The sequence below is a fragment of the Pedobacter glucosidilyticus DSM 23534 genome (assembly GCF_000425145.1).
GTDB lineage: Bacteria > Bacteroidota > Bacteroidia > Sphingobacteriales > Sphingobacteriaceae > Pseudopedobacter > Pseudopedobacter glucosidilyticus.
Genome location: NZ_AULF01000030.1, coordinates 25,863 through 49,563 on the forward strand (window position 1 = coordinate 25,863; position 23,701 = coordinate 49,563).

Genomic DNA, 23,701 nt, shown 5'->3' on the forward strand with positions numbered 1-23,701 from the left:
CATTAATCTTGAAGGTAAACATCCAACAAACCATCCGGAAGTTCGATATTTAAGACCTTATTGTCCATATCAATACCCAATATTAAATCCTCAGATAAAGGAAACAATACTTCTTTTTCCTGATACATAACCGTAGCTAAAAACTGCTGTGGATATGCTCTCACCTCTAAAATTTCTCCCAATTCACCCTCTTGTTCATCAATAACTGTAAAACCTTTTAAATCTTTAAAAGTAAACTCTTCTTTACTCTTTTTAGGCATCAGCCTTTTAGCAAGAAAAATTTTCTTCTTTGCCAAGGGCTGCGCTTTATCAATATGATTAATATCTTCAAACAAAAAGTAACCTAATTGCTTTTGCGATAGTTTAAACTGCGAAACAAAATAAGGTACCATTTTGCCTCCAATTTCTATATAAACAGATTTTAGTTTTAGCTTCTCAGGATTATCATAACTAAACGAAACTTGAAGCTCGCCTTTTAAACCGTGGGTTTTGGTAATAAAACCTATTTCTACATAATCGCCCGTACTCATGCTTTTTAATTATAATCTCCTGCAAAAGTAAAGTTTTTATGACGAGTTGATTTATAATCGTTTCATTAATTCATTCTTCTGTTTTTTCATTATTATTGATGATGCCTAAAAAGATTTTATTATCCTTTCTGATGTTTTTCCATTTTGCTGCTATTGCGCAAACAGAAAGCAAAGTTATTTTAGTTACTATTGATGGTTTACGCTGGCAAGAATTGTTTAGAGGCGCAGATTCTTCGCTTATTTATAGCAGGTATAACAACCAAAAAGATTATTTATTTAAAAAATTTTGGCATAAAGATGTACACAAAAGAAGAGCTTTATTGATGCCTTTTATGTGGAGTGAGATTGCCAAAAATGGTCAAATTATTGGGAACCGAGATTTAAAAAGTTATGTAGCGGTAAGTAATCCATCAAAGATTTCATACCCGGGTTATGCCGAGCTTTTTTCTGGTTTTGTGGATAGCAATATCACCAATAATAATAGGGTTTATAATAAAAACCCTAATGTGCTAAGATGGATAAACCAACAAGAAGATTTTAAAGGTAAAGTAGCTTCTTTTTCCTCTTGGGATGTCTTCAATTATATTTTAGATGATTCTGCTCAGGATTTTATAATAAACGCTGGTGTAGAAGATTTAAAGCTTCCCGATATGGATGAAAGTTTTAAAGCCTTAAATGAGATGCAGCATTTAGCCCCTCCCTTTATATCTGATAAAGTAAGACTAGATGTAATTACTTACCAATTGGCTAAGCAATATGTAAAGTTTTATAAGCCCAAATTTTTACATATTGGTTTTGATGAAACAGATGATATGGCTCACGCTGCCGATTATAAATTTTATATAGAGCAGACTCGTAAAAGCGATGATATGATTGCAGATTTATGGAATTACCTACAAAACGATGATTTTTACAAGAACCAAACCACGTTAGTGATTACGACAGACCACGGTCGCGGCGAAAAACCATTTGGCAATTGGACCAGTCATGGTAAAAGCATCTCCGGCTCAGAACAGGTTTGGATAGCAGCCATTGGTTCATCTATATCAGCAAAAGGCGAAGTAAAAAATACCGAAGAAATTTTCACCAGACAAATAGCGGGTACGCTGGCTAAACTTTTAGGATTAAACCTCAATAAAGACTATGTTTTTAAATAAATGAGGCGAGAAAAATCCCGCCTCATTTTCCACCCTCATCAATACCCCTTCTTCAATTTTCCTTTATATGTTTTCTTAAACTTCTCGAACCTTGGAATAGAAACCGCTCTTACATAAGATTGGTTTGGGTTATGTTCTATAAAATCTTGATGGTATTCTTCTGCCCTGTAAAAAGCCTTTAAAGTTGCAAGTTCTGTTACAATAGGCTTGCTAAACCTGTTGCTACTGCTTATTTTCTTAATAGCATTCATGGCGATATTTTTCTCGGCATCGGTTTGATAAAACAAAACCGAACGGTAAGAAGAACCCCTATCTGGGCCTTGTTGGTTTGGCGTGGTAGGGTCATGTGAAGAGAAAAATACTTCTACCAATTCTTCATAAGTGATGATTTTTGGATTATAATAAACCAAAACAGTTTCTGCATGGCCTGTAGTTTCAGTATTTACCAACTCGTATGTTGGATTAACAGCAGTACCTCCTGCATAGCCAGAAACAGCGGAGTCTACACCAACAACAGCTTCAAAAATATGTTCAGAACACCAAAAACAGCCCGATGCAAAAGCAGCTATAGCTTTACCTTTTGGAGCTACTAACTTAACAGCATTGTTTTTACGCACTTGTCCGTTAGTATTGCAAGAAATAATTAATAAAGCAAAAATGCTGGCACTTAATATTTTAACAAATTTCATGATCTTACAATTTTAATCATAAACGAAATTTAAGATAAAATGATTGTAAGTTTTAAGTCATGCTTTTAGCCAGCCCAATTTTCTCTATCCAAACTTCTAAAATGTATAGCTTCTGCTAAATGCTCTATCCCAATTTCATCGCTACCAGCAAGGTCTGCAATAGTGCGGGCTACTTTCAAAATTCTATCATAAGCTCGGGCAGATAAGCCTAATTTTTCCATAGCTGTTTTTAGCAATTGCTGCCCAGCATCAGAAACTACACAAATAGCTCTTACCATTTGCGGACTCATTTCTGCATTTGCATTGATACCTGGGTACTCTTTAAACCTTTCTGTTTGCATTAAACGGGCTTTGATCACCCTTTCTCTAATCAACTCGCTTGGTTCTGATTTTCTTTCTGATGCAAGTTCATCAAAATTTACTGGCGTAACTTCTACATGCAAATCTATACGATCTAACAAAGGGCCACTTACTTTACTAAGATACTTTTGTACCACACCAGGGCCACAAACACATTCCTTTTCGGGATGATTGTAATAACCACATGGGCAAGGGTTCATGGCAGCTATCAACATAAAACTAGAGGGATAATCTACAGACATTCTGGCTCGGGCTACCGTTACACGCCTTTCTTCTAAAGGCTGGCGCATAACTTCTAAAACAGTTCTTTTAAACTCTGGCAATTCATCCAAAAACAAAACACCATTATGCGCCAAAGAGATTTCGCCAGGCTGAGGGTTGCTTCCGCCACCTACCAAAGCTACATCTGAAACCGTATGGTGGGGCGAGCGGAATGGTCTTGTGGTAATTAAAGCATCGGAAGCAGAAAGCTTACCCGCTACCGAGTGTATTTTTGTTGTTTCTAAGGCTTCATACAAATTTAAAGGAGGTAAAATGGTAGGTAAACGTTTAGCTAACATGGTTTTACCTGCACCCGGCGGACCAATTAAAATAGCGTTATGCCCACCAGCAGCTGCAATTTCTAAAGATCTTTTGATGTTTTCTTGTCCTCTTACATCGGCAAAATCGGCATCGTAATTATTAATAGCTTTAAAAAACTCGTCTCGGGTATCCACAACTGTTAAAGGTGGCTTTTTGCTATTCTTAAAGAAATCTACAATTTCAGAGAGATGACTAACCCCATAAACTTCTAGTTTACTCACAATGGCGGCTTCTCTGGCATTTTGTATAGGTAAAATAAAACCTTTGATATTTTCTCTTTGAGCGTTTATAGCTATAGGTAAAGCACCTTTTATAGGTTTTACTTGTCCATCTAAAGAAAGTTCGCCCATGATCAGGTAATTTTCTAAATCCTCTTCATCAATTTGCCCAGAAGCGGCCAAAATACCTGTTGCTATGGTTAAATCGTAAGCAGAGCCTTCTTTGCGAATATCGGCAGGTGCCATATTCACCACAATTTTTTGACGTGGCATACGAAAACCGCTATTTGTTAGAGCGCTTTCTATTCTCAATAAGCTTTCTCTAACGGCATTATCTGGCAAACCTACAATTAAATAAGCGGCTTTACCCCCAGAAATATTTACTTCTATGGTGATGGTTTGGGCTTCTACCCCATACACAGCACTCCCAAATGTTTTTACAGGCATACATAAAAATTTATCGGAAAATTATAATTTATTACTTAAAAATCATAGATAAAGATATTTAAAATTAGCCTAGTCGAGTTTTAAAATAATAAAAGTTCAACATTTTTAGAGAAATGGCAGCTAAATATCATTTTCACTAAAAAATAAAAAACTATCCTTAATTAAAAGTTTTTTATTAATTTAGTTGATAAATACTCTTGCAAAAATTCTAGTTTCTATTTTATCTACTACAGCAACCTTATAGCAAGGTTATAGAAACCTTATAGCAACCTTATAGCAGGTGTTAAGTATATCTACCCTATATTCAGGCATACCTATACTTAACTTTATCTTAAACATATTATAGAGAAACATTAGATTAGCAGTAAACTATCTTAAAGCACAATAAGCTTTTTAAGTGAGTTACAAATTTTTGTGCCATAATAAAATCATTATTAAACGGTTAAATGTTATATTTCCAATGTGCTTAATATTTCTTCATTTTTATGGATTACGCTGACTTTCTAAAAAAGATAGACGATTTCATCAGGAAATATTACCTCAATAAAATTATTAGAGGTATGATATGGCTTTGCGCTATATTTTTAGCAGTTTTTTTACTGGTTATTACGGCAGAATATTACAGTTATTTTAATCCACTTACCAAAACAATTCTTTTTTACCTATTCTTGATTAGTCAGCTAACTTTAGCCTGGTTTTTAGTTGGTAAATACTTGTTAAAATATTTAAAGCTTGGTGCTTTTATTAATCATGAACAAGCATCAATCATCATAGGTAATCATTTTCCTGATGTAAAAGACAAACTCCTCAATACCCTACAACTACAAAAAGTTTTAAGCACTAACCCAGAACATGAAGCTTTAATTTTAGCCAGCATCAACCAAAGGGTACAGCAATTACAACCTATTCCTTTTGTATCTGCTATAAAAATCAGTGAAAACAAGAAATATCTACGTTATGCTATTGTTCCGGCTATGGTAATGCTGGTTTTGGCATTTACTACACCCGCTATTATAACCGATGGTACTACAAGAATTATCAAGCACAACCAACGTTTTATTAAGAAGGCTCCTTTCGGTTTCGAGATTTTAAACAAGAACTTATCTGGTGTACAAGGTGAAGATTTTCAGCTTCAAATTAAGCTTAGCGGAACAGAAATACCTCAGGAAGTTTATATAGAAGATGGCTTTAACAGCTTTAAATTGACACAAAAAGATATCATCCATTTTAACCATACTTTTAAGAATTTACAAGAGGATGTAAGTTTCAGATTTAAAGCTGGCGAATTTTATTCTGATACTTATACTTTAAAAATCAGTAAAAAACCAAGTATTACTGACATCAAGCTATCTTTAACTTATCCGGCTTACCTAAAAAAGCAAAACGAAGTTTTAGAAAATCCCGGAGATATGAGTTTACCAGAAGGAACAGTTGTAAAATGGTTAATTGGTGCAGAAAACACGACTACGCTAAACTTCCTTTATTTAAAAAATAATATCAGGTTAACACCTCAAAAAGAAAACCAGTTTAGCTATCAACTTAAGCTTACAAAAAGTGCTTTATATAGCTTAAAACCCCAGAATAATTGGGTTATACAAGATGCTTTAAATTATCATATCGAGGTTTTACCTGATGCTTTTCCTCAAATTGAGGCTACAGAAAAACCCGATTCGCTGAATAGCCAAGTACTATATTTTATTGGAAAAGCTAGTGATGATTATGGTTTAAATAGCCTAAGTTTTCATTATAAAATTACCGCTTCTAATGATAAAAGTAGGTTAGGAAAACAGTTTAAAGCACCTATAAAACTTCAAAAAGGAAGTTTAGAGAGTAGCTTCTTTTATTTCTGGCCTATTAGTAATACAGGTATAAAGGCTGGCGAAGAAATTAGCTATTATTTTGAAGTTGCTGATAATGACGGTATAAACGGACCTAAAACCAGTAGAACAAGTTTAAAAACATACCGACTTTTAAGTAAAACTGAGCTGATAGAAAAAGTAGAAGAAGGCACCCAAAATGTTAAGCAAAAAATTTCTGACGCTATAAAACAGGCTCAGAAAATTCAGGATGAAGCTAAAAAGTTGAACCAAGATTTACTAAACAGTAAAGGAATAGATTATCAGCAACAAAAGCAAGCGCAAGAATTGCTTGATAAGCAACAGAGGTTAGAAGAGTTGCTTAAAGAAATAAGTAAAGAAAATCAGAAGAATTTACTAGAGCGTAATCAGCTTGATAATAACAAAGAGCTTTTAGAAAAGCAAAAACAGATACAAAATCTTTTTGATAATGTATTGGATGAGAAAACTAAATCTTTATTGAAAGAAATTCAGAAAATGCTTGAAAAACAGCTTAATGAAATTCCTAATCAGGAGTTAAAGCAGTTACAAAGTGATGAAAAATCTCTAAAAAAAGAATTAGACCGTATTCTGGAGTTATACAAACAACTAGAAGTTGAACAAAAAATAAATCAAGCTATTGATCAACTAGAAGAGCTTGCAAAAAAACAAAACGAAAATGTTAATAAACCCGATTTAAATCAGCAAAAAGACATAAAAAAAGATTTTAATACACTAAAAGAAAATTTAAAAGAAATAGCAGAAAAAAATCAGCTTCTAGAGCAGCCAGAAAATTTTGACCAACAAAAAGAACAACAACAAGCTATTGAAAAGAAACTTCAGGAGGCAGAAGAGCAGTTAACACAAAACCGTAAGCAAAAAGCTAACGAAGCGCAGAAAGAAGCCGCTTCCGAAATGCAAGAAATGGCTAATAAGCTTAAAGAAATGCAAAATGAAGAAGAAACTGAAGAAAACCAAGTTGATGCGCAAGCTCTAAGACAAATTTTGCAAAACTTGCTAAAAACCTCTTTCGACCAAGAGAAATTGATGCTAGATATTAAGAATACCAATATCAACGACCCACGATTTAATGAAATTGGCCAAAAGCAAAGAAATATAAAAGATAATTTAAAACTTGTGGAGGATAGCTTGTATAGTTTAAGCAAAAGGGTACCACAAATATCTGCCACAGTTAATAAAGAAGTAACTCAAATTAACCAGCAAATTGCAGACGCTTTACAAAACCTTACTGAGCGGAAAATTGCTGAGGTAAACAGAAACCAACAATATGCTTTAACGGCTATCAATAACTTATCTTTAATGTTGAGCGAAGCCTTGCAACAGCTACAAAATGCCATGAAAAATGCTAAATCTGGCGGTAAAGGCAAGCCTAAACCAGGGATGTCTCAACTATCCAAGATGCAGCAGGAACTCAATAAAAATATGCAAAAAGCAAAAGAGCAAATGCAGCAGCAAGGCATACCGCAAGGCCAAAAAGGCAATAAACAAATGAGCCAGCAGTTTTCTGAAATGGCACAGCAACAACAAATGATTAGGCAGGCTTTACAAGAGCTTAATCAGCAACTGAATAAAGACGGAAAAGGGAAATTAGGAAATCTGGAAAAAATCATGAAAGACATGGAACAAACAGAAACCGATCTCGTAAACAAACGTATTACACAAGAGGCGATAAATAGACAACAAGACATACAAACAAGGCTTTTAGAGGCAGAAAAAGCGGAAAGAGAAAGAGAGCAAGACACACAAAAGGAAAGCAAAGCAGGTAAACAATTTGCGCCAAATTATAATTTAGTACTTAAAGAGTATGAAAAAATAAAAGAAAATGAAGCTGAAATGCTAAAAACTGTATCTCCAGCGTTAAATAATTTTTATAAATCAAAAATTAGTGATTACTTTAAAAAATTAAATAAGAGGAAATAATCATGAGTAATCTTTCAGGGATAATGGATAAAGGACTCTATTCTCTTCAACTTCCGTCAAATGAGAATAGTGTAGCAGTAGTTGAAAATTTTGTTGATGATCTTGTATCTACTTTAAATATAGGGGATGATGTTTACGCTAATTTAATGACTTGTCTTAATGAAGCGGTTACAAACGCCATTTTTCATGGTAATAAGCAAAATCCAAATAAATTGGTTTACTTAAATCTTGAAATTATCAATCAGAAAAGATTGGTTTTTACCATAGCAGACCAAGGCGAAGGTTTTAATTTTAATAACCTGCCAGACCCAACAGCGCCAGAAAATTTAGAAAATTTAAGCGGTAGAGGTGTTTTTATCATGAAGCAGCTGGCAGACCAATGTATTTTTAATACAAAAGGCAACGAAGTAGAGCTACATTTTAAGTTCTAATCTTCATCTTTGCATAAACAAAGATTTAATGAAAAAACTGCCCATAAATTTTTTTGAAGAAGACATCGTCCATCATCTTAAACAGAAAAACGCAGTTAGAAGCTGGATAAATGCTACCATAGAAGAAGAGAAACATCAGTTACAAGAACTCAATTTTATATTTTGTTCTGATAATTATTTGTTAAACATCAATAAGCAATACTTAAACCACGATACCTTTACAGATATCATCACCTTTGATCATAGTGAAGTAAAAGGAATTATTTATGGTGATATTTTCATAAGTATTGACAGAGTTAAAGAAAACGCCAAAACTTTTAAGGTTGCTGTAAGCGATGAATTACACCGTATTATCATACACGGTACATTGCACCTTTTAGGTTACCCCGATAAGAAAAAAGAAGAAAAAGCTAAGATGACTAAGATGGAAGACTTTTATTTGGCTAAGAGAGGGTTTATAAAGGGTTAAACCCAAAAGCTTAACCCATTATCATCATTAAGCCATTGGCACTTCTATAACCAAAAGCTTAGTATCTACATGAGCTTTTACAGCTACTGATGTTGTATCACAAATACCAATAGCGTCTCTGTTATCTAAAACTTGCTCTGCTACACCTAATTTGCCTTGTAATACAAAAATATATACGCCGGTATTATCTCCATGCGATTTATATTCTAGCTCTTTACCGGCATCTAAATTAGCTAAAGAGAACCAAGCATCTTGGTTAATCCAAACAGCTTGCTCGTTTTCTTGATTAGGAGAAACAACTGTTAAAAACTGATTATGCTTATCCTCTTCCCGAAAGGATTTTTGATCATACCTAGGCTGAATGTTATATTCCTTTGGAAAAACCCAAATCTGTAAAAATTTTACCGCCTCTATTTTACTCCCATTAAATTCTGCATGCTTGATACCTGTTCCGGCACTCATAATTTGTACGTCGCCAGTTTTAATTACAGCATCATTTCCCATACTATCTTGATGGTTTAAAGAACCAAAAAGCGGAATACTTACAATTTCCATGTTTTCATGACCATGCATACCAAATCCCATTCCAGGCTCTACATAATCATCATTTAAAACCCTTAATAAACCAAAACTCATTTTATTTGGGTCTTGATAATCGCCAAAACTAAAAGAATGGTAGCTTTTTAACCAGCTAATTTGTTTCGCTCCTCTATCAGAAGCTTTGTGTATAATCGTTTTCATGATGAAATATTTTTAAATGTTACGTGTCTTTTTTATATAAAATATTACATGTTTAAACATACAATATTTATTCCAAAGATACAAATGCGTACTTTTGCAGATTGATTTTAGATAAAATGAGTAGAAAAGCAATTATTATTGGCGCAAGCGGACTTATTGGCAGTGAATTACTGTCGGTATTACTGCATAGTAGCGCCTATACAGAAGTAATTGCGCTTGGAAGAAAACCCTTAAACATCCAAAATCAAAAACTAAAAGAAATTATTACAGATTTTTCTAACCTTTCGGAGATAAAAGACAAAATTAAGGCTGATGCTATTTTTTGTTGTATAGGCACCACAAGAGCCAAAACACCAGACTTAAATAATTACAGAAAAATTGATCACGATATCCCTATTCAAATAGCAAAAATTGCTGTAGAAAATCAGGTTCAACAATATCATCTGGTTTCGGCTTTGGGTGCTAACGCTAAATCATCAAATTTTTATAGCAAAATAAAGGGCGAAACAGAGGATGATTTAAAAGCGTTAAACATCCCTGCCATACACATTTATCAACCATCCCTTTTGAGAGGAAATAGAAAAGAAAAACGAGTGGCAGAGAAAATAGCTTTAGTATTGATGAAGGTTATAGACCCCCTACTAATAGGCCCTCTAAAAAAATATAGAAGTATTAAAACATTGGTTATTGCGTTAGCCATGTATCAACAATCATTAAAAGAGGATCAGGGAATTTTCACCTATCCATCAGATATCATAAAAGAAATAGTGTGAGTATAGTATCAGCAGAACAATTAGGCCATGCCTTTAACGATTATTGGCTTTTCAGAAATTTAACTTTTGGCATACAGCAAGGACAAAGAGTAGCTTTAGTAGGTATTAACGGAGCCGGAAAATCTACCTTATTGAAATTGCTAGCAGAAAGAATATTACCTAGCGAAGGAAAAGTTGTTAAAGCAAAGGATATCAGATTTGGTTATTTAGAACAAGATCCAAAATTTAGTGCCGATGCCAGTATCAGCGATTTTATTTTCAGTTTAGATAATAGGCAGCAACAAATTATTAGAGAGTACGAAGAACTTTTAGAAGAAGAAAACCCAGATTTAGATAAGATAAACGAACTTACAGAAGAATTAAGCAATCTTGATGCTTGGGAATATGAACATCAAATCAAAACTATTCTAGGTCGACTAGGCATTCATGATTTACATCAGAAAATATCTAACCTTTCTGGTGGGCAAAAAAAGAGGTTAAGTTTAGCTAAGTTATTGATAGATGAACCCGATGTTTATGTATTAGATGAACCAACGAACCATTTAGATATTGATACTATTGAGTGGTTAGAGAGTTTCTTAAATACTGGTGGTAAAACTATTTTAATGGTTACCCACGACCGTTATTTTTTAGATAATGTTTGTAATGAAATTATAGAATTAGATAAGGGACAAGTTTTTTCATACAAAGGTAAATACGCTTATTATTTAGAAAAAAAATCAGAAAAAGATGCCTCTGACCAAGCTACTTTAGCCAAAAACAGAAACCTCTTGAAAAAAGAGTTAGAATGGATGAGGAGGCAGCCACAAGCAAGGGCTACAAAATCTAAAGCCAGAATAGATGCTTTTTATGATTTAGAAGAGCGTTCTAAAGGTAATGGACCAAAAGAACAAGTAAAATTAGAAGTAAAAGTAAGCAGACAAGGAAATCAGATTCTAGAGATAGCACATATTCGTAAGACATTTAATGAAGTTGCCATTATTGAAGATTTTTCTTATACTTTTAAAAAGGGAGATAAAATTGGTTTAACAGGAAAGAATGGAACCGGAAAATCTACCTTTTTAAATTTAATTACTGGAGAGCTAACAGCCGATGCAGGAACCATTAAAAAAGGTGAAACCACTGTTTTTGGATATTACCATCAATCCGGATTAAGCTTTCAGCAAGATGAACGTGTTATTGATGTTGTAAAGAATATTGCCGAGTATATAACCTTAGCAGATGGCAGTGTAATTACAGCTTCTCAATTGCTTACACTTTTCTTATTCCCTCCTAAGAAACAACATGGCTTTGTAAGCTTATTAAGCGGCGGCGAAAAGAAAAGGTTACACTTAATGAAGGTGTTAATTAAAAATCCAAATTTCTTAATTCTGGATGAGCCAACAAATGATTTAGATATTGATACTTTAAATGTATTAGAAGAATTTTTAGAAAACTATCCGGGTGTTTTAATTTTAGTTTCACACGATAGATATTTAGTAGATAAATTAACCGAGCAGCTTTTTATCTTAGAAGGTAATGGCAAAATCAGAATATATAATGGTAATTATTCTTCTTACCGAGAAGAGCAAGAAATGCTTAAACAAATAGAAAAAGAGCAAGCAAAGAAACAACAAGTTAAAATAGATAGTCCTGCTCCTGCTAAAGAAAAAGCTAAACTTTCTTATAAAGAGAAGCAAGAACTTGAAGCCTTAAATAAAGAGATTGAAGCTTTAGAACAAACCATCCAGAAATTAACAAATGACTTGAATAACATTTCTAGTCCTGATGAGATTATCAAAACTTCACATTTGATTGAAGAAAAACAAAACGAGTTAGATGAAAAATCTATGCGTTGGTTAGAATTATCAGAACTTGCGTAACAAAACAACACTCATGTTCCACGTGGAACATGAAGATAAAAAAGAAGAAATTGTTTCACGTGAAACATTAAATATATGTTTGAAAAATACGATGTAATTATAGTTGGAGCCGGACATGCCGGATGCGAAGCGGCAACAGCTGCAGCAAACCTAGGCTCTAAAACACTCTTGATTACCATGAATATGGGGACAATAGCTCAAATGAGCTGTAATCCAGCTATGGGGGGTGTGGCTAAAGGACAAATAGTGAGAGAAATAGATGCTATGGGAGGCAAATCAGGCATCATTGCTGATAAATCAACCATACAGTTTAGAATGCTTAACCGTTCTAAAGGGCCCGCAATGTGGTCTCCACGTACTCAAAACGATAGGATGCGTTTTGCCAAAGAATGGAGACTAACACTTGAAAGCACTCCAAATTTGGATTTTTGGCAAGATATGGCAAGCGGTATCATCGTCAAAAATGATAAAGTTTGTGGTGTTAAAACATCTTTAGGAATAGAAATAGAAGCGGAAGCTGTAGTACTAACTAATGGTACTTTTCTTAATGGTGTTATCCACATAGGTGAGAAAAAAATGGGTGGCGGCAGAACAGGAGAAAAATCTGCTACAGGCATCACAGAACAATTGGTAGAATTAGGTTTCGAGGCTGGCAGAATGAAAACCGGAACACCACCAAGAGTTGATGGTAGGTCTTTAGATTACTCTAAAATGGAAGAACAGTGGGGCGATGAAGAAAGAGGTAAATTCTCTTTTACGGATACGCCTACTCCAACAGAACAGAGGTGTTGCTGGATAACCTATACCAATAGCGAAGTACATGAAACCTTAAAACTAGGTTTTGAAAAATCTCCTATGTTTACTGGAAGAATTAAAGGTTTAGGCCCTAGATACTGCCCTTCTATTGAAGATAAAATAAATCGCTTTGCAGAAAGAGAAAGACACCAAATATTTGTAGAACCAGAAGGATGGAATACAGTAGAAATATACGTGAATGGCTTCTCTACATCTTTACCAGAAGACATCCAACACAAAGCATTAAGATTAATACCGGGCTTTGAAAACGCAAAAATGTTTAGACCAGGCTATGCCATAGAATATGATTTCTTCCCTCCTACACAATTAAGTTTAACCCTAGAAACAAAACTGGTTAAAAATCTATTCTTTGCTGGCCAAATAAATGGAACAACTGGATATGAAGAAGCGGCAGCACAAGGATTTGTTGCAGGTATAAACGCACACCAAAAAGTGCATGATAAACATGAGCTGATTCTGAAAAGATCAGAATCATATATAGGTGTTTTAATAGATGATTTAGTAACCAAAGGAACTGAAGAGCCTTATAGAATGTTTACTTCTAGAGCAGAGCATAGATTACTTTTAAGGCAAGATAATGCAGATGAAAGACTCTCTCCTATTGGTCATCAACTAGGGCTAATATCCGAAGAACGTTTAAATATTGTAAAAGAAAAAATTAATAATGCACAAAGCATTATAGAACTAGCCAAAGAAATTAAAATAGATAAAGAAATTGCCAATCCAATATTAGAAGAATTAGGAACAAGTGCTATTAGCCAAAGCTATAAATTACACAATCTACTAGGCCGACCTCAGCTTGAAATGAAAGACCTTAGAAGAATGAGTAAACACTTTGATGAGGCACTAAACAAATACAATAAAGAAACTATTGAACAAGCCGAAATAAAAATCAAATACGAGAGTTATTTTGATAAAGAAATGGAGATTGTAGAGAAAATGAAAAAGATGGAAGACAAGGAAATCAATCCGGAATTTAATTATCATTCGTTAAATTCTATCTCCAAAGAGGCAAGAGAAAAATTGATGAAAATAAAACCAAGAACTTTAGGGCAAGCATCAAGAATTTCTGGTGTATCACCTTCGGATATATCAGTTTTAATGGTTCACATGAATAAGTAATTGATAATCAATATTTTAAATAAATAAAACGTAGATTTTAAAATATTCGATATAAACGACTTTTTTAAAATTTTAATGATAATCTTCATGAAAATGATAAAATGTCTTAAATCGCATAAAAATGCTTTCAAATAAAAAGGTAGTAAAAAATATCCATTTTGTTATTCTTTTATGGGTAACTCTATTTATTCAGGCTTGCGCAAGTATGCAACCTCCGCAAGGTGGACCAAAAGACGAACAGGCTCCAAAAGTTTTAAAAGAAACGCCTAAAAATCTATCTACTAATTTTATCAATAAAAGAATACTTATAGAATTTGACGAATACTTTAAACTGAATAATGAATATACAGAGATAGCTATTTCACCAGCTCAGGAAATTCCTCCTGTATATAAAATTAAACAGAAAAGTTTAGAAATTGAGTTAAAAGATACTTTGGAAGCCAATACCACTTATACTATAAATTTCGGAAATGCCATAACTGATGTTAATGAAAGTAACAAGTTGGTAAATTACAGTTATGTTTTTTCTACAGGTTCACAAATAGATTCCTTACAAATATCTGGTAAAGTTTTAAGTTCTGATGATAACCTTCCATTTAAAGGGGCAACCGTTTTTATTTTTCCTATTGAACGAGATACTTTGTTTGGCAAAAAAAGACCAGCTATTTTTACTACTACTGATTCATCTGGTGTATTTTCTATCAAAAATTTAAAAGAAGCTACTTACAAACTCTATGCTTTAAAAGAAGAATCAGGAGATAGAATATATAACTCACCTAAAGAAGAAATAGCCTTTGTAGGCGAGCCCATAAAACTTAATAAAGACACTGGAAATATCGTTTTAAAACTGTTTAAAGAAATACCTGAAAAATTTAGAGTACTTGACAAAAAGATAGAAAGTGATGGCAGAATAACCCTTATTTACAATAAAGGAATCAAAAATCCATCACTTAAATTTCTAGACAATACCATTAAAAATCCTATTGTATCATACTCAAAAAACGCCGATACCACTTTAATATGGTTAAGAGAACTAACTTTTGACTCACTTAAAATAGTAGTTAACGAAGAAAATAAAATCCTGGATACCATCAAACTAACTCGGAATAAAAAAGAGAATTATACCCGAAATATAAAGTTTGATAACAATCTATTATCAGGTAAGATAAAACCCGGTACATCTTTAGAATTAACTTCTAACCTCCCTTTGGCTAGTATCAATAAATCTTTAGTACAACTCATGGTAGACTCTGTAGCACAAACAAATTTTAATTTTGAAATTATTGATGCTAACAATAGAGTTGTTAAAGTAAATTATCCTTGGCGTATTAAAAAGCGTTATAATTTAACGTTTAAAGAGAATGCTATTACAGATATTTATGGCAGTAAAAATAAAGAAATAAACCTTGAAATTGAGTTAGATGAAATAGAGAACTATGGAAATTTAACTTTAAACATAGATAGAGCTGATAGCAGTAAAAGTTATATCATACAGCTATTAAATGAAAAAAAGCAAATCTTAAAAGAATCTCCCATCAATGTAAATACCTTACTAAATTATAATACCATTAGTAATGGTAAATACTTTATCAAAGTTATTGAAGACGCCAATAAAAACGAAATCTATGATACTGGGAGTGTTAAAAATAATACACAACCAGAAAAGGTTTGGCTTTATGATAAAGAACTCATTATCAGACCTAACTGGGATAGGGAAGAAAAAATTACTATACCTAAAGAGTTTCCTTAAACCAACTAGAATATAAAATATAATTGTTTGGTAACTTATCTAATAAAGTCTTTTGCTCATTTGTTAAAGGCTTTATTTTTTTTGCTGGCATACCTGCATATAAATAACCTGATTCGCAAACTGTGCTCTCCAAAACAACAGCGCCTGCAGCAATAATCACATATTCTTCTACTACAGCATGGTCCATTACAATGGCACCCATCCCTATCAAAACTTTATCTTTTAAAGTACAACCATGTACCAAAGCATTATGACCAATAGAAACTTGATTACCAATAGTAGTTGAAGCTTTTAAATAAGTAGCATGGATAACAGCACCATCTTGTATGTTAGTATCATTTCCTATAGAAATACTATTAACATCTCCTCTTATAACCGCATTAAACCAAACAGAACAATTATTACCCATGTTAACATCGCCAACAATAGTAGCATTTGGAGCAATAAAACAATTGGTACCCCACTTGGGTGATTTTCCTAAAACTGGTAATATTAACGGTTCCATTATAATATCGTATCTTTTAATTCATGAGCATGCTGAGGATAATCAGTTGTATAATGTAAACCTCTACTTTCTTTACGCTCTGTTGCTGATTTTATAACAATATAAGCTACTTGAATAAGGTTTCTTAATTCGCACAACTTTACAGATAACTTTGTTTTTTTATAGAATTCTTCGGTTTCTTCGTATAAAAGACGTAACCTTCTCATGGCTCTTTCTAACCTAAAATCCGAACGAACAATACCTACATAATCGCTCATCATCTTTTGCATCTCGCGGATATTATGTGTAACCAAGATATCCTCGTTAGAAAGTTGTGTGTTTTGATCATTCCAATCTGGAATATTTGAAGGAATGATAAACTCGTTTAACTTGTCTTTAGCATCTAAATAAATTCTATGAGCATATACCAATGCCTCTAGTAAAGAATTAGAAGCCAATCGATTAGCACCATGCAAACCAGTAGAAGTAACCTCGCCACAAGCATATAACCCTTTTATAGATGACCTTCCAAACTCATCAACCAAAACACCACCACACATATAATGGCAAGCTGGCGTAACGGGTATCATATCTTTGGTCATATCAATACCAATAGATAAACATTTGGCATAGATATTTGGAAAATGAGAAAGTAAATCTTCCTTTTTACGATGTCTGATATCCAGATAAACAAAGTCATCACCAGACTTTTTCATCTCCGCATCAATAGCTCTGGCAACAATATCACGAGGAGCTAAAGAACCACGCTCATCGTATTCATACATAAATTCTTCGCCGTTTCTTCTTTTTAAAACCCCGCCAAAACCTCTTACAGCTTCAGAAATTAAAAAAGATGGATACTCACCAGGATTATACAAAGCAGTTGGATGAAACTGAATAAATTCCATATTTCTAACTTTCGCTTTAGCTCTATAAGCCATAGCTATACCGTCACCAGTGGCAATAGTTGGATTGGTTGTAGAACTATAAATATGACCAGCACCACCAGCAGCTAATACCGTAATTTTTGATGTAATCTTTTCGATAGTATTATCAGCTGTATTTAAAGCATAAATACCATAACACTCGATATTATCAGAATGTCTATTAACAAACTCACCTGTATGATGTTGAGTAATTAAATCTACTGCAAAATAATGTGTAAGTATTTCTATATTAGGGTTTTGATGAATTTCTTCTAACAAAGAACGTTCAATCTCAAAACCTGTTATATCCTTATAATGTAATACACGATGTTCTGAATGACCACCTTCTTTGGCTAAATCATAAAAACCTGTTTTATTCTTATCAAACTTGGCTCCATATTCAATAATTTCTGAAATTCTATCTGGACCCTCAGTAACAACAATCTCTACAATATTTTTATCGCACAAACCGTCACCAGCAATTAAAGTATCATTAATATGCTTTTCAAAAGAATCTTCCTTTTTATCCACAACTACAGCCACACCACCCTGGGCATACTTAGTGTTAGATTCATCTTCATTAGACTTTGTAACTATCAGAACTTTACCATGTTTTGCAGCCTTAAGGGCAAAACTTAAACCAGCAATACCAGATCCTATAACCAGGAAATCAACATTTCTCATATTAAAATGGCTATGTTTTAAACAAGCCTTAGTTTTATGTGTATAAAAGTAAAAAAGATGTTAGTTTAATGTATGTAATAAATTAAAAGTATTTCAAAATGTTAACAAAGTAACTAAAACTGAAAGTCAATATTAAATTACCATTTACTTACTGCTAACAAATCAACACTTATTAACGTTTTAAATTTACTTAATAATAAACAGAATAATTTTATAAACTTTTTTTTGATATTTATAATATAACTGATAATCAATAAGATAAATACTAATAGATGTTAATAAATTGTTAGTAGTATTATCATAAATCAAAAAACAAGATGAATATCCTTAAAGATATACACCAAACTAACACCTTAATAAACAATAAGAATTTTATTTATAAATAATTAGTTATTATTAGAAAGTGGAGAAACCATTATTTTGAAATTTATACCTTTGGATAAGGAAAAAAAATGAACGTACTAGAAGAAATTAACATAAAAGGTTTTGTTGATGAATATATTGACCCAACCTTAGATTTATTCGCGGAGATAGAGCGATTAAAAAAAGAAAAAAATGCAGTAATTCTGGCTCATTATTACCAAGATGCTGATATACAAGATATTGCGGATTATATTGGTGATAGTTTAGGCTTATCACAAGAAGCTGCTAAAACAGATGCTGCTATAATCGTATTTGCAGGTGTACATTTTATGGCAGAAACAGCCAAAATATTATCACCAAACAAAAAAGTATTGTTACCAGATAGTAAAGCTGGTTGTTCTTTATCAGATAGCTGCCCACCTCATTTATTTAAAAAGTTTAAAGAGAAATATCCAGACCATTTGGTTATTACTTATGTAAACTGTACAGCAGAATTAAAAGCTTTAAGTGATATTGTTTGTACATCTAGCAACGCAGTGCAAATTGTTGAAAGCTTACCAAAAGATCAGAAAATCATATTCGGTCCGGATAAAAACTTGGGTGCTTACGTGATGAAGAAAACAGGTAGAGATATGGTTTTGTGGAATGGTGCTTGTATGGTACATGAGATTTTTGCTCATGAGAAAATTACAAAATTAAAGGAACGTCATCCGCAAGCTAAATTTATTGCACACCCAGAATGTGAAGATCATATTTTGGCTATGGCTGATTATATAGGCTCTACTACAGGATTATTAAATTATACCATTAAGAATGATGCAAAAGAGTTTATTGTAGCTACAGAATCAGGAATTATCCACCAGATGGCTAAAGCAAACCCTGATAAAACTTTTATTCCGGCACCACCAAATAATACTTGTGCTTGTAATGATTGTCCGCATATGAAGCGTAATACTTTAGAAAAATTGTATTTGTGTTTAAAAAACGAATTACCTGAAGTAGATGTTCCACGTGAAATTATAGAAAGAGCAAGATTACCTATTGAAAGAATGCTAGATATATCGGCTAAATTAGGTCTTTAAATAATAAAATAGCGTCAATAGCAGAAATGTTATTGACGCTTTCTCTCTCTATTTAAAATTATATGATGAAAATCTTGAAATTATTCATGCTATCTGTAATAGTTTTAATGGTTTCTTGCACATCTAAAAAAAAATATAACCAAGCTTTAAGTGTTAAACACCCAGTTGAAGCATTAAAAAAGGATTATCAAATTTTAAAAACATCCTTACTAGAAGCCCACCCGGGTATTTATTGGTATATAGATAGTGTTGTTTTAGCACAAAAGTTTGATAGTGTAGAAAACCTGCTGCATAAACCTTTAACTTCTTTGGAGTTTTATAGATATGTTGCTCCTTTAATAACAGAAATTAAATGCGGACATACGCGTTTGGTTTATCCTAACAAAAAATATACTATAGCAGAAAAACAGATTTTAAAAGCAAAAGGAGTTCATCCTTTTAATCAATTTAAAATAGCTTTAGATGATGATAAAGTGTGGATTAAATCTGTAAAAGATTCCTCAAATCATACGCTTAAACCTAAAATGGAAGTTTTAAGTGTTGATGATTATCCGATAGATAGTATCATTAAAAAAGCAAATCAACTATTTAGTTCTGATGGTTTTAATAAAACCTTAAATCCATACATCATAGAAAATAATTTTGGATATTACTATCAATTAAATTTTAAAAAAAGTGATACCATCTGCTTAAAAATTAAAGAAGATACGCTGGTAAAAGATATTACTTTAGGTTTTAGTAAAATTAAATCATCATCAAAAAAAGCAAATAAAAAACCAGCTTATTTAGGTAAAGATACTGATGGTAAACCCATATTAGATTTACAAATTGATAGCTTAAATAAAACAGCTATTTTAAAAGTAGGCAGCTTTAGTTTTGAGCAAGCTAATTTCAGTAAGTTTTATCGCCAGTCATTTAAAAAGCTTAAAGAACAAAAAATTAACCATCTAATTCTTGATTTAAGAGGAAATTCTGGTGGTAGATTAAGCGCATGCAATAAATTATTTAGGTACTTATATGATAAACCAGCCATATTTAACCAAAGGGTTGAGGTTAAAGAAAGGTATATATCAACCCGTAAATATTTTCAAAATTCATGGTTTTATAATTTCCCTTTTCCACATTTAACCATAAAAAAGGATAGTTTAGGTTATTATACTCCCTTAAGAACCCATAAATATTTAGAGCCTAAAAAGAGTGTTTACAAATATGATTTATATGTATTGATCAATGGTTTATCATACTCTGCAACTTCTTTATTGGCAGCAAACTTACAAGGTGTAAAACGAGGAATTTTTATTGGCGAGGAAACAGGTGGCGCTTATAACCAATGTACAGCAGGTATAATACCGTATGTTAACCTACCAAATACAAAAGTTAAATTGCGTTTACCATTAAAAGTTATGAAGCCAAATACATCTCAAAGTATAGTAGGAAGAGGTGTTTTTCCACATCATGAGGTACATTCTAATTTATTAGATGAGCTAGAAGGAAAAGATAAACAGCTAGAAAAAGCTTTACAGCTGATAAAGAGTAGGTAAAACTTAATGAGTAATTTTTTGCACTTTTGTATTTCAAAAGGATTTAAGCATGTTCGAGAATACGCAAAAGACAGAAATAGCAAATTTAGGAGAGTTTGGTTTAATAGACCATTTAACAAAAAATATAAAATTAAACCTTGATACCACTATTAAAGGCGCTGGTGATGATGCGGCTGTTCTAGATTTTAAAGATAAAAAGACCTTAATTTCTACCGATTTACTTCTAGAAAACATACATTTTGATTTAGCTTTTACACCTTTAAAACACTTAGGTTATAAAGCTATTCAAGTTAACTTAAGTGATATTTATGCCATGAACGGGATGGCATCGCATGTAACCGTATCATTAGGTTTTTCTAGCAAATTTCCATTAGAGGCTATAGAAGAATTATATGCTGGGATGTTACTAGCCTGTCAAAAATATAACATTGATTTAATTGGTGGCGATACCACTTCCTCCAGACAAGGTTTAGTTATCAGCGTTACCAGTATAGGTTATGCTGATGAAAGTGATATTGTTTACCGTAATGGCGCACAAGAAGGAGATTTAATTTGTGTTTCTGGCGATTTAGGTGGCGCTTATGTAGGTTTGCAATTGTTAGAAAGAGAGAAACAAGTATTCTTAGCAAATCCTAAAATTCAGCCCGATTTAGAAGGTAAAGATTACATTATAGAACGTCAGTTAAAACCAGAAGCAAGATTAGATATTGTTGATTTATTGAAGAAGATGGAAATTAAACCAACTTCTATGATAGACATATCAGACGGTTTAGCTTCTGAGATATTACATATTACCAAACAATCTAAAAAGGGTTGTAAGTTGTATGAAGAGAAATTTCCGATAGACCCACAAACTGTAGAAATGGCTAGAGATTTTGGTTTAGATCCAACTGTTTGTGCTTTAAATGGCGGTGAAGATTATGAACTATTATTTACCATTAAACAAGCAGATTACGACCGCTTAAAACACGATGTTGATATTTCTGTCATTGGTTATATCACAGAAGAAAACGCTGGTAATTACTTAATCACTAGGTCTGGAAACGCACATGAATTGAAAGCTCAAGGTTGGAATGCTTTTAAATCTACAGAAAGCTGATGATGTTTATTAGAAAAGGTTCTTTAACAGATAAAGAAGCACTTTTTAATTTGTATCTGGATGTTTCTAAAAACCCCAATGGCATTGCCAGAGCGCCAGAAGAAATTGATATCCTTTTTATTGATGATGTTTTTAACAATATCATTAAAAAAGAAGGTTTATTATTCTTAGGCGAAGAAAGAAAAACAGAAAAAGTTATTGCTGCAATTCATGCCCATAAATATGGTATAGGAATATTTGATCATGTTTTAACCCATTTAACCATTTTGATACATCCGGATTATCAACAACAGGGATTAGGAACTGAACTTTTTCAAAGGTTTTTAAGTGAGATAGAAAAGCACCGACCAGATGTTAAAAGAGTAGAATTAGAATCAAGAGCATCTAACAAAAAAGCCTTAAGAATTTATCAAAAACTAGGTTTTAAACATGAGGGTATATTACATCAAAAAACAAGAAATATAGATGGCTCTTTTGAGGATAGCTATGTTTTTGCTTGGGAGAATAAAAACTTCTTGTACTAATTTTCTTCCTCTGGTTTAAACATCAAAAGGTTTAACAAATTGGGGTTAAAAACTTCATTGGCTATTTCTAAAATTTCTGATGCACTAACAGCATTTAATTTAGCAAACACCTCTTCTAAAGAATCTACCTTATTAAAATCTATTAAACTTTTTGCCATAGAGATTAAAACACCCATACGGTTTTCTTCTCCTAAAGCAATCTGACCAATAAATTTTTGTTTAGCTTGTTGTAATTGCAGCGTACCTAATTTTTGTTCTCGTAGTTTCTTTAGTTCTTTATGTACAAGTTTTAAAGCTTTATTTGCTTTTTCCTCATCGGTACCAAAGTAAATAGAGAAAATACCTGAATCACTAAAAGCGGTGTAATTAGACTCAATAGTGTAAGCAATGCCGTACTTTTCTCTTATTTCTAAATTCAATCTCGAACTCATCCCGTTACCGCCAAGAAGATTATTTAACAGTAATAAACCATGTTTTTTATCATCATGAAAAGAATAAGCATGACTACCTAAAATACAATGTGCTTGGTTAATAGGTTTAGCAATGATAAGCTCTTGTTTAGGATTTGGAATCGGTTTTAAACGCTGTTTTTCTTTTCTGTTTTCTGGGATGATACCGAAATATTTATCGCATAAAGCCCAAACTTTTGATGTTTTATAATTTCCGCTAACAGCAAAAACTATTTCATGCGTATTATAGGTTCTAGTTATAAAATTTAAAATATCTGATTTTTTAAATGCGGATACAGAATCTTTAGTTCCTAAAATATTTTCGCCAAGCGGATTTCCTTTAAATAATAAGCTCTCAAAATCATCATTTATAGCCTCTTCTGGCTGGTCTTCGTAGCTTAATATTTCATCAATAATAACCCCTTTTTCTTTTTCCATTTCTATTTCCGGAAACATAGAGAAAAAGGCAATATCTTGTAATAAGTCTACAGAGCGCTCTAAATGTTCATGTAAAAAGGATGCATGTAAGCAAGTATATTCTTTAGTTGTATAGGCGTTTAAATCTGCTCCAACAACTTCTAAACGATTTAAAATCTGATTAGTATTACGTTTTTTAGTGCCTTTAAATAGTAAATGCTCAATAAAATGAGCTAGGCCAGGTTTACCTTCTTCTTCATCTCTCGCTCCAGCATTAATAATTAAACAACAATGCCCAATAGGCGAAACTGTTGGTTTAAATAATATCCTAATGCCGTTTTTTAATCTGTAAACTTCGTGATCCATAAAAGAACCGCAAAGATAATTAATAAATAGAGCAATTAATTTC

The 23,701-nt window shown here is 32.6% G+C and carries 19 protein-coding genes; 12 read left to right on the forward strand and 7 right to left on the reverse strand.

Features of this window, described 5'->3' with window-relative positions; translation table 11 throughout:
* Nucleotides 1-2: 2 nt before the first annotated feature.
* Nucleotides 3-530: a ribosome maturation factor RimM gene (gene rimM, locus H510_RS0110115; protein ID WP_026904217.1), complete on the reverse strand. Its 528-nt coding sequence runs from the start codon at nucleotides 528-530 to the stop codon at nucleotides 3-5.
* A gap of 98 nt (nucleotides 531-628) precedes the next feature.
* Between rimM and H510_RS0110120 the strand changes: the two genes are divergently transcribed.
* A complete protein-coding gene (locus H510_RS0110120) occupies nucleotides 629-1,687 on the forward strand; it encodes an alkaline phosphatase family protein (RefSeq protein ID WP_081659252.1) in 1,059 nt (352 codons plus the stop codon).
* Nucleotides 1,688-1,725: 38 nt separating this feature from the next.
* Here the strand turns inward: H510_RS0110120 and msrA are convergent, their stop codons facing one another.
* The gene (gene msrA / locus H510_RS0110125; protein ID WP_026904219.1) at nucleotides 1,726-2,376 is read right to left on the reverse strand and encodes a peptide-methionine (S)-S-oxide reductase MsrA; all 651 of its coding nucleotides are present in this window, start codon (nucleotides 2,374-2,376) and stop codon (nucleotides 1,726-1,728) included.
* A 65-nt stretch (nucleotides 2,377-2,441) separates the two neighbouring features.
* A complete protein-coding gene (locus H510_RS0110130; protein ID WP_026904220.1) occupies nucleotides 2,442-3,983 on the reverse strand; it encodes a YifB family Mg chelatase-like AAA ATPase in 1,542 nt (513 codons plus the stop codon).
* A 485-nt stretch (nucleotides 3,984-4,468) separates the two neighbouring features.
* Here H510_RS0110130 and H510_RS0110135 point away from each other — a divergent pair, with 485 nt between their 5' ends.
* Genes H510_RS0110135 through ybeY form a run of 3 tightly spaced genes read left to right on the forward strand, consistent with a single transcriptional unit; the run spans nucleotide 4,469 to nucleotide 8,659 of the window.
* Nucleotides 4,469-7,759, forward strand: a complete 3,291-nt coding sequence (locus tag H510_RS0110135; RefSeq protein ID WP_036692551.1) for a DUF4175 family protein — start codon at nucleotides 4,469-4,471, stop codon at nucleotides 7,757-7,759.
* A 2-nt stretch (nucleotides 7,760-7,761) separates the two neighbouring features.
* On the forward strand, nucleotides 7,762-8,190 hold the full coding sequence (locus H510_RS0110140; protein ID WP_245584817.1) for an ATP-binding protein: 429 nt from the start codon (nucleotides 7,762-7,764) through the stop codon (nucleotides 8,188-8,190).
* 28 nt (nucleotides 8,191-8,218) lie between these two features.
* A complete protein-coding gene (gene ybeY, locus H510_RS0110145; protein WP_026904223.1) occupies nucleotides 8,219-8,659 on the forward strand; it encodes an rRNA maturation RNase YbeY in 441 nt (146 codons plus the stop codon).
* A 27-nt stretch (nucleotides 8,660-8,686) separates the two neighbouring features.
* Here ybeY and H510_RS0110150 read toward each other — a convergent pair whose 3' ends face one another.
* The gene (locus tag H510_RS0110150) at nucleotides 8,687-9,400 is read right to left on the reverse strand and encodes a pirin family protein (protein ID WP_026904224.1); all 714 of its coding nucleotides are present in this window, start codon (nucleotides 9,398-9,400) and stop codon (nucleotides 8,687-8,689) included.
* Between the two features lie 116 nt (nucleotides 9,401-9,516).
* On the opposite strand from H510_RS0110150, the gene H510_RS0110155 reads away from it, so the two are divergent.
* The 4 genes from H510_RS0110155 (at nucleotide 9,517) to H510_RS0110170 (ending at nucleotide 15,723) form a co-directional block, all read left to right on the forward strand.
* On the forward strand, nucleotides 9,517-10,173 hold the full coding sequence (locus tag H510_RS0110155; protein ID WP_026904225.1) for an NAD(P)H-binding protein: 657 nt from the start codon (nucleotides 9,517-9,519) through the stop codon (nucleotides 10,171-10,173).
* Nucleotides 10,170-12,035, forward strand: coding sequence for an ABC transporter ATP-binding protein (locus tag H510_RS0110160; RefSeq protein ID WP_026904226.1), 1,866 nt, complete (start codon nucleotides 10,170-10,172; stop codon nucleotides 12,033-12,035). The genes H510_RS0110155 and H510_RS0110160 overlap by 4 nt, the downstream gene beginning before the upstream one ends.
* A 75-nt stretch (nucleotides 12,036-12,110) precedes the next feature.
* Nucleotides 12,111-13,973, forward strand: coding sequence for a tRNA uridine-5-carboxymethylaminomethyl(34) synthesis enzyme MnmG (gene mnmG, locus H510_RS0110165; RefSeq protein WP_026904227.1), 1,863 nt, complete (start codon nucleotides 12,111-12,113; stop codon nucleotides 13,971-13,973).
* A gap of 121 nt (nucleotides 13,974-14,094) precedes the next feature.
* A complete protein-coding gene (locus H510_RS0110170) occupies nucleotides 14,095-15,723 on the forward strand; it encodes an Ig-like domain-containing protein (RefSeq protein WP_026904228.1) in 1,629 nt (542 codons plus the stop codon).
* Here H510_RS0110170 and H510_RS0110175 read toward each other — a convergent pair.
* Nucleotides 15,707-16,228: a gamma carbonic anhydrase family protein gene (locus H510_RS0110175; protein WP_026904229.1), complete on the reverse strand. Its 522-nt coding sequence runs from the start codon at nucleotides 16,226-16,228 to the stop codon at nucleotides 15,707-15,709. The genes H510_RS0110170 and H510_RS0110175 overlap by 17 nt on opposite strands.
* Entirely contained in the window at nucleotides 16,228-17,817 is a 1,590-nt protein-coding gene (gene nadB / locus H510_RS0110180; RefSeq protein ID WP_026904230.1) for an L-aspartate oxidase, read from the reverse strand. The genes H510_RS0110175 and nadB overlap by 1 nt, the downstream gene beginning before the upstream one ends.
* A gap of 452 nt (nucleotides 17,818-18,269) precedes the next feature.
* Between nadB and nadA the strand changes: the two genes are divergently transcribed.
* The 4 genes from nadA (at nucleotide 18,270) to H510_RS18670 (ending at nucleotide 22,426) form a co-directional block, all read left to right on the forward strand.
* Nucleotides 18,270-19,262 (forward strand): quinolinate synthase NadA, encoded by a 993-nt coding sequence (gene nadA / locus H510_RS0110185; RefSeq protein WP_026904231.1) that lies wholly within the window; start codon nucleotides 18,270-18,272, stop codon nucleotides 19,260-19,262.
* A gap of 62 nt (nucleotides 19,263-19,324) precedes the next feature.
* Nucleotides 19,325-20,803: a S41 family peptidase gene (locus tag H510_RS0110190; protein WP_081659253.1), complete on the forward strand. Its 1,479-nt coding sequence runs from the start codon at nucleotides 19,325-19,327 to the stop codon at nucleotides 20,801-20,803.
* Nucleotides 20,804-20,852: 49 nt separating this feature from the next.
* Complete coding sequence (gene thiL, locus H510_RS0110195; protein ID WP_026904233.1) at nucleotides 20,853-21,902, forward strand: thiamine-phosphate kinase; 1,050 nt, start codon at nucleotides 20,853-20,855, stop codon at nucleotides 21,900-21,902.
* A complete protein-coding gene (locus tag H510_RS18670; protein WP_081659254.1) occupies nucleotides 21,902-22,426 on the forward strand; it encodes a GNAT family N-acetyltransferase in 525 nt (174 codons plus the stop codon). Before thiL ends, H510_RS18670 begins: the two co-directional genes overlap by 1 nt.
* On the opposite strand, the gene H510_RS0110205 is transcribed toward H510_RS18670, so the two are convergent.
* Nucleotides 22,423-23,658, reverse strand: coding sequence for a M16 family metallopeptidase (locus H510_RS0110205; protein WP_026904234.1), 1,236 nt, complete (start codon nucleotides 23,656-23,658; stop codon nucleotides 22,423-22,425). The genes H510_RS18670 and H510_RS0110205 overlap by 4 nt on opposite strands.
* Nucleotides 23,659-23,701: the final 43 nt, after the last annotated feature.

Excerpts from the sequence above, each read along its gene's own strand:
- nadB (WP_026904230.1), bottom strand. The coding sequence starts at position 17,817 with ATGAGAAATGTTGATTTCCTGGTTATAGGATCTGGTATTGCTGGTTTA.
- H510_RS18670 (WP_081659254.1), top strand. The coding sequence starts at position 21,902 with ATGATGTTTATTAGAAAAGGTTCTTTAACAGATAAAGAAGCACTTTTT.
- H510_RS0110130 (WP_026904220.1), bottom strand. The coding sequence starts at position 3,983 with ATGCCTGTAAAAACATTTGGGAGTGCTGTGTATGGGGTAGAAGCCCAA.
- mnmG (WP_026904227.1), top strand. The coding sequence starts at position 12,111 with ATGTTTGAAAAATACGATGTAATTATAGTTGGAGCCGGACATGCCGGA.
- H510_RS0110150 (WP_026904224.1), bottom strand. The coding sequence starts at position 9,400 with ATGAAAACGATTATACACAAAGCTTCTGATAGAGGAGCGAAACAAATT.
- H510_RS0110120 (WP_081659252.1), top strand. The coding sequence starts at position 629 with ATGATGCCTAAAAAGATTTTATTATCCTTTCTGATGTTTTTCCATTTT.
- H510_RS0110135 (WP_036692551.1), top strand. The coding sequence starts at position 4,469 with ATGGATTACGCTGACTTTCTAAAAAAGATAGACGATTTCATCAGGAAA.
- H510_RS0110190 (WP_081659253.1), top strand. The coding sequence starts at position 19,325 with ATGATGAAAATCTTGAAATTATTCATGCTATCTGTAATAGTTTTAATG.
- thiL (WP_026904233.1), top strand. The coding sequence starts at position 20,853 with ATGTTCGAGAATACGCAAAAGACAGAAATAGCAAATTTAGGAGAGTTT.
- nadA (WP_026904231.1), top strand. The coding sequence starts at position 18,270 with ATGAACGTACTAGAAGAAATTAACATAAAAGGTTTTGTTGATGAATAT.
- H510_RS0110175 (WP_026904229.1), bottom strand. The coding sequence starts at position 16,228 with ATGGAACCGTTAATATTACCAGTTTTAGGAAAATCACCCAAGTGGGGT.
- H510_RS0110140 (WP_245584817.1), top strand. The coding sequence starts at position 7,762 with ATGAGTAATCTTTCAGGGATAATGGATAAAGGACTCTATTCTCTTCAA.
- H510_RS0110155 (WP_026904225.1), top strand. The coding sequence starts at position 9,517 with ATGAGTAGAAAAGCAATTATTATTGGCGCAAGCGGACTTATTGGCAGT.
- H510_RS0110170 (WP_026904228.1), top strand. The coding sequence starts at position 14,095 with ATGCTTTCAAATAAAAAGGTAGTAAAAAATATCCATTTTGTTATTCTT.
- rimM (WP_026904217.1), bottom strand. The coding sequence starts at position 530 with ATGAGTACGGGCGATTATGTAGAAATAGGTTTTATTACCAAAACCCAC.
- ybeY (WP_026904223.1), top strand. The coding sequence starts at position 8,219 with ATGAAAAAACTGCCCATAAATTTTTTTGAAGAAGACATCGTCCATCAT.
- H510_RS0110205 (WP_026904234.1), bottom strand. The coding sequence starts at position 23,658 with ATGGATCACGAAGTTTACAGATTAAAAAACGGCATTAGGATATTATTT.
- msrA (WP_026904219.1), bottom strand. The coding sequence starts at position 2,376 with ATGAAATTTGTTAAAATATTAAGTGCCAGCATTTTTGCTTTATTAATT.